General features: G+C 47.5%; 5 protein-coding genes and 1 pseudogene. 3 read left to right on the top strand and 3 right to left on the bottom strand.

Features of this window, described 5'->3' with window-relative positions:
• Positions 1–1019 (top strand): annotated as a pseudogene (locus RMO52_RS04095) (nitrite reductase (NAD(P)H)); the annotation flags it as partial.
• 112 nt (positions 1020–1131) lie between these two features.
• Positions 1132–1488 (top strand): nitrite reductase small subunit NirD, encoded by a 357-nt coding sequence (gene nirD / locus RMO52_RS04090; protein WP_309742475.1) that lies wholly within the window; start codon positions 1132–1134, stop codon positions 1486–1488.
• 120 nt (positions 1489–1608) lie between these two features.
• Here nirD and RMO52_RS04085 read toward each other — a convergent pair whose 3' ends face one another.
• Positions 1609–2154, bottom strand: a complete 546-nt coding sequence (locus RMO52_RS04085; RefSeq protein WP_310411117.1) for an REP-associated tyrosine transposase — start codon at positions 2152–2154, stop codon at positions 1609–1611.
• Between the two features lie 358 nt (positions 2155–2512).
• On the opposite strand from RMO52_RS04085, the gene RMO52_RS04080 reads away from it, so the two are divergent.
• Positions 2513–4744, top strand: coding sequence for an NADP-dependent isocitrate dehydrogenase (locus RMO52_RS04080; RefSeq protein ID WP_310411114.1), 2232 nt, complete (start codon positions 2513–2515; stop codon positions 4742–4744).
• A gap of 142 nt (positions 4745–4886) precedes the next feature.
• Here RMO52_RS04080 and hslO read toward each other — a convergent pair whose 3' ends face one another.
• Entirely contained in the window at positions 4887–5783 is an 897-nt protein-coding gene (hslO, locus tag RMO52_RS04075; protein WP_310411111.1) for an Hsp33 family molecular chaperone HslO, read from the bottom strand.
• 60 nt (positions 5784–5843) lie between these two features.
• On the bottom strand, positions 5844–6101 hold a 258-nt coding region (locus RMO52_RS04070; RefSeq protein WP_310411108.1), incomplete at its 5' end, for a metallopeptidase TldD-related protein.

Raw genomic sequence — 6101 nt, 5'->3', positions numbered from 1 at the left:
ACACCTTTCAACAACTCCTCGATCGACATGGTACCGGACGCGGGTGCGAAATCTGTAAACCAGCCGTCAGTTCGATTCTCGCCTCCGCCTGGAACGATCAAATTCTCGACGCACCCCACGTCGCCTTGCAAGATACCAACGATGCCTTCCTCGCCAATATCCAACGCGACGGCACCTACTCAGTCATCCCCCGGATTCCTGGCGGCGAAATCACCCCCGAAAAACTGATCGTCCTCGGACAAGTCGCCAAAGATTTTGGACTCTACACCAAAATAACGGGCGCACAGCGCATCGATTTACTCGGCGCACGGGTAGACCAACTTCCCCTAATTTGGCAGCGACTCGTGGCTGCTGGCTTTGAATCCGGGCACGCCTACGGCAAAGCTCTCCGCACGGTTAAATCCTGCGTCGGTAGTACCTGGTGTCGATTTGGCGTCCAAGATTCGGTCAGCCTCGCGATCGAGGTAGAATTACGCTATCGTGGACTCCGCGCCCCGCACAAATTCAAATCCGCCGTCTCTGGCTGTACCCGCGAATGTGCGGAAGCCCAAAGCAAGGATTTTGGCATTATCGCCACCGAGAAAGGTTGGAACCTATATGTGTGCGGTAACGGCGGGATGAAACCCCAACACGCACAACTCCTCGCCGCCGACTTAGATAAAGAAACCCTGATTCGCTATGTAGATAGGTTCTTGATGTTCTACATCCGCACCGCCAATCGCCTCGAACGCACGGCAACATGGTTTAATAAACTCGAAGGCGGCATGGAATATCTGCAAAACGTGATTATCAATGATTCTCTCGGTATCGCTGAAGAACTTGAAGCAGAAATGGCGCATCAAGTCGCCACTTATGCCTGTGAATGGGATGTCACGCTTAAAGATCCGGTAAAACTCCAACGCTTCCAACACTTCGTCAATACCGATATCCCCGATCCTAATATCGTTGTAGTAGAAGAACGCGGACAAAAGCGTCCTGTATTCGAGCATGAACGACAACTATTAGAGATCGATCGTTAAAATAAGTTAATTCAGGTAGGGGTAATTCATGAATTACCCCTACCTGAATTAACAAAGATCCACAGTCTGATTCGATCCTCGATCGAGCGTCGTAATTTATAAGAGCTTTTTAATGTCACAAATAGAATCAATTCAGCCAACCACCCAGCAGTGGACAACGATCTGCACCCTAGACCGAATCTTACCAAATACAGGCGTTTGTGCCTTAGTAAACGATCGCCAAATCGCCGTATTTAGAGTCGGTGAAGGTAATGATGTTTACGCGATCGAGAATTACGATCCGTTTAGTAAAGCATACGTCTTATCTAGAGGTATTGTCGGCGATCGCAATGGGATTCCCAAAGTCGCATCGCCGATTTATAAGCAAAATTTTAGCCTCTTAACAGGTGAGTGCTTAGATGATTCGAGTGTAAAGCTTGAGACTTTCTCCGCTCGGATTGTCGATGGACAAGTCCAAATTAGTAACTGAAATTCTATTCATAAAAAAGTAGGGTTTGTTATCGCGCCAGCGTAACGCACCATCTTTCTCCGCTCTGAAATTCTATTCATAAAAAAGTAGGGTGTGTTATCGCGCCAGCGTAACGCACCATCACAGATCCTCGATCGGATCGTTAAGATCGATTTCATTGCTCCAATTTGACGGATAAATACCAGATCTAACAAACCGATGAATGCTAGAGAAAGCCCATCCCTGCGGTCGGTCGCACAATCCATGTCGAACGGGATTATAGTGAATATAGTCACAATGATTGGCAAAATCTGTCTCATCTCTAATTAAGTGTTCCCAGAAACGACGCTGCCATAAATTACGTTCTTTCCGTGCGATTCTCGATTCAGAAATATCAAGATCGATTTCTAACTTTGCACCATAATATTTAGTGACATACCTTTTAATTAATCGCATTCTGAGTGAGAAATTACTATCATCGACTGGTAATGTCAACAGGGCATGAAAATGGTCGGGTAAAAGGACAATCGCATCGATTTCAAAAGGGTATTGCTGGCGAACGTGCTGGATTGCCTCGCGCATTGCTACCCGTCCGATCTCAGAACAGAGCCAAGGTTGACGTTGATAGGTAACTTGGGTAATGAAATATGTCCCACCATTAACATATGGTCTGCGGTAATTAGACATTGGGGGAACATCTCGATCGTGTTAATTGAAACGGTGCGTTATGCTTCGCAGTGACACACCCTACTTTCTATAAGATGGATTGGTGCGTTATGCTTCGCAGCAACACGCCCTACTTTTTACTTAAGGGCTTATTTCGTCTGAACTCATCAGATCGTTAGGAATAACTATTTGACTATCCAATCATTGAATATCGGTTCTCATTTCCATTACATACGATTCGAGATTGCCGATTTTATGTAATGTATCCTCTTAGATTACCCATTTCGCCAACTACACTACCAACAGATCCCCTAGAGATGTCAAAATGATGGTTTGGAACCATCCATCATTGCCAAAGCCACACATCCAAGGAAGATCTATGACAGCCCAACCCTCGAAAATCGTCTATACCCTCACCGATGAAGCTCCGGCTTTGGCAACTTATTCATTCTTGCCGATCGTCCAAGCATTTACCAAAGCTGCTAATGTATCGATCGAGACTGCCGATATTTCCCTGGCTGGGCGGATTCTAGCCGCTTTTAGCGATCGATTGACACCTGCGCAACAACAACCTGATGCTTTAGCAATGTTGGGCGAATTGGCAAAGACACCGGATGCGAATATTATCAAGTTGCCGAATATCAGTGCTTCGACGCCTCAATTGACAGCCGCGATTCAGGAGCTACAAGGGCAGGGGTACGACATTCCTGACTATCCCGCTCAACCGCAGAATGATGCAGAGGTGGCGATTAAGGCGCGGTATGCCAAGATTTTGGGGAGTGCGGTGAATCCGGTGTTGCGGGAGGGAAATTCTGACAGGCGGGTAGCAGCGGCGGTGAAAAAATACGCTCAAAAGAATCCCCACAGAGTTGGTGAATGGAAGCAGGATTCCAAGACTCATGTATCTCACATGGAGAGTGGTGATTTTTATGGGAGCGAGCAGTCGGTAGTTGTTAGTGATGCGGGTAATGTCAAAATCGAGCTAGTCGCAGCGGATGGTGCGGTGAAGGTGCTAAAAGATCGGGTGATGGTGACGGCGGGGGAAGTTATCGATGCGGCGGTGATGAGTGTCAAGGCGTTGCGGGCTTTTTTCGATCGCGAAATTCAAGCCGCAAAGTCTGAAAATATTTTGCTCTCGCTCCACGTTAAGGCGACGATGATGAAAATCTCCGATCCGATTATCTTCGGGCACGCGGTTAAGGTTTATTATCAGGATGTGTTTGCTAAATATGCCGAAACCTTTGATAAGTTGGGCGTAAATCCTCATAACGGGATTGGGGATGTCTATGCCAAGATTCAATCCTTACCAGTAGCAGAGCGGGAGAAGATCGAGTCTGACATTCAAGCAGTGTATAGTACTCGCCCCCAACTCGCGATGGTGAATTCCGATAAGGGGATTACCAATCTCCACGTACCCAGCGACGTAATTATCGATGCGTCGATGGCTGCGGCGATTCGGACTTCGGGCAAAATGTGGGGCGCGGATGGGCAAGCGCACGATATGAAGGCGATGATTCCCGATCGCTCTTATGCGACTATATATCAGGCTTGTATCGAATTCTGTCAGGAGCAGGGCGCATTTGATGTTACCACGATGGGAAATGTCGCCAATGTGGGCTTAATGGCGCAGAAAGCTGAGGAATATGGCTCTCATGACAAAACCTTTGAAATCCCTTGCGACGGCGTGGTGCGGGTGCTAGCTGCCGCTGGCGAGACATTAATGGAACATCAGGTAGAACAGGGCGATATCTGGCGGATGTGTCAGACGAAGGATTTACCGATTCAAGATTGGGTGAAGTTAGCGGTAAATCGCGCCAGAGCGACGGGTTGCCCGACGATCTTCTGGTTGGATACCGATCGCGCTCATGATGCTAATCTGATTGCTAAGGTGAAGGAGTATTTAACTCACCACGACACGACGGGATTGGATATTCAAATTCTCTCACCAGTTGCAGCGATGCGGTTTACTTGCGAATCGATTAAGGCGGGTGAAAATGTCATCTCCGTCACTGGAAATGTGTTGCGGGATTATCTCACCGATTTATTCCCGATTCTCGAACTAGGTACCAGTTCTAAAATGCTGTCGATCGTCCCCTTACTGGCTGGTGGCGGCTTATTTGAGACAGGTGCGGGTGGTTCGGCACCCAAACACGTCCAACAATTTGTAGAGGAAGGACATCTACGCTGGGATTCCTTGGGTGAATTCTTGGCTCTAGCAGTATCTCTAGAAGATTTGGGACAGAAAACAAATAATCCCGACGCACTAATCTTAGCCGAAACACTCGATCGAGCTAATGGCAAGTATTTAGATAATAGCAAATCTCCAGCTTCAAAAGTTCACGAGTTAGACAATCGCGGCAGTCATTTTTATCTAGCAATGTATTGGGCGCAGGAGTTAGCAGCACAGGATAAAAACCCAGAATTGAAGACAAAATTTGGGAAGTTAGCACAACAATTGCAAGAACATGAAACTGAGATCGTCGCTGAGTTAAATGATTCGCAAGGTAAGTCGATCGATCTGGGTGGTTACTATCATCCTGACAGAGAGAAGGCGATTCGGGCAATGCGATCGAGTGCGGTGTTTAATAGTGCGATCCTAATGATGCTCTAATTCGACCATAATTTATCTCGATCGGCAGCTCGATTTTTAGCCTAATTAATATGGATGATTTTGAGCAATAAACCAGTCAGCATCGCAATAAGGGAGGGGCAATTTATAAATTGCCCCTCCCTTATTTCTTACAACTTACTAGTTAACTTTGTAACTGTAATTCGCCGACTAATTGAGCAAGTTTATCCTCACCGACGTGATAGACTTCTCCACAAAAATCACAAGTAGCTTCAGCACCCTTGTCGGTGGCAATCATGTCTTCGAGTTCATCAGTCCCGAGTAGCTTTAGTGCGCCGAGCATCCGTTGCTCCGAGCAAGGACAGTCAAATTTTAGTTCCTTCTCGTCTGGAAATATTTTCAGATCCAAATCGCCTAATAGCTCCTCTAAAATCTCTGGTAGCTCTTTGCCAGATTGTAGTAAGGGTGTGAAGCCTTGCAAACTACTGACTCGCGATTCTAATAGTTCTACTAATGACTCATCTTGTGCGGCTTTAGGTAGAACTTGAATCAAGATTCCGCCAGCGGATTGCACACTTTGACTATTCATCGAGACGCCTAATACCAACGCTGACGGCGTTTGCTCGGAGCTAAATAGATAGTTGGCAACATCGTCGCCGACTTCGCCAGAGACTAGCTCGACAGTACTAGAGTAGGGACGACCGTAACCCAGATCCCGAAAGACGTAGACAAAACCTTCCTTACCGATCGCGCCGCCCACGTCTAGTTTACCAGCAGCGTTAAGCGGTACTTCGATATGGGGATGATTGACATAGCCTCTAACAGTCCCATCAACGCCAGCATCGACCATCAATCCACCCATCGGGCCGTTGCCTTTGAGTCGGAGATTGACGCGACCAAATTTGACTTTCATGCCGGATGTCAGCAATAATGCCGCCGTCATCGCGCGTCCCAAGGCGTCTGTAGACACGGCTGAGAGCCGATGACGCACTCTAGCTGTTTCGGTGAGGGTGGTGGTAATTGCCCCTACAGCTCGAATTTTGCCACCTGCTGCTGTTGCTCGAATCAGTCGATCGGTCATAATTTCCCTTGAATATTCCTGTTCATATTTTAGGTGTTGCCCACCTCAGATTCTAGGGTGTTAATCCCCACCAAAGATTTCGATATCGGTAAAGGCGGCAACGGGTGCGCCGTGCCCCACCCAGACGATTTGATTGGGTTCGCCTTTACCGCAGAACGGAGAACCGTACATTTCCCAGGTGTTGGCGTTGCCGATTTGAGCCAGATTGCCCCAGAATTGGGGCGTGACGCCGCGATAATTGGGGTTGCGGACTGTTTGAGTCAATTTGCCATTTTCGATCAGTTTGGCGTACTCACAGCTAAACTGGAATTTGTGGCG

This window comes from Chamaesiphon sp. OTE_8_metabat_110 (assembly GCF_031382685.1).
GTDB lineage: Bacteria > Cyanobacteriota > Cyanobacteriia > Cyanobacteriales > Chamaesiphonaceae > Chamaesiphon.
Note: the sequence above shows the minus strand (reverse complement) of the source record. Positions and strands in the feature narration are given on the sequence as shown.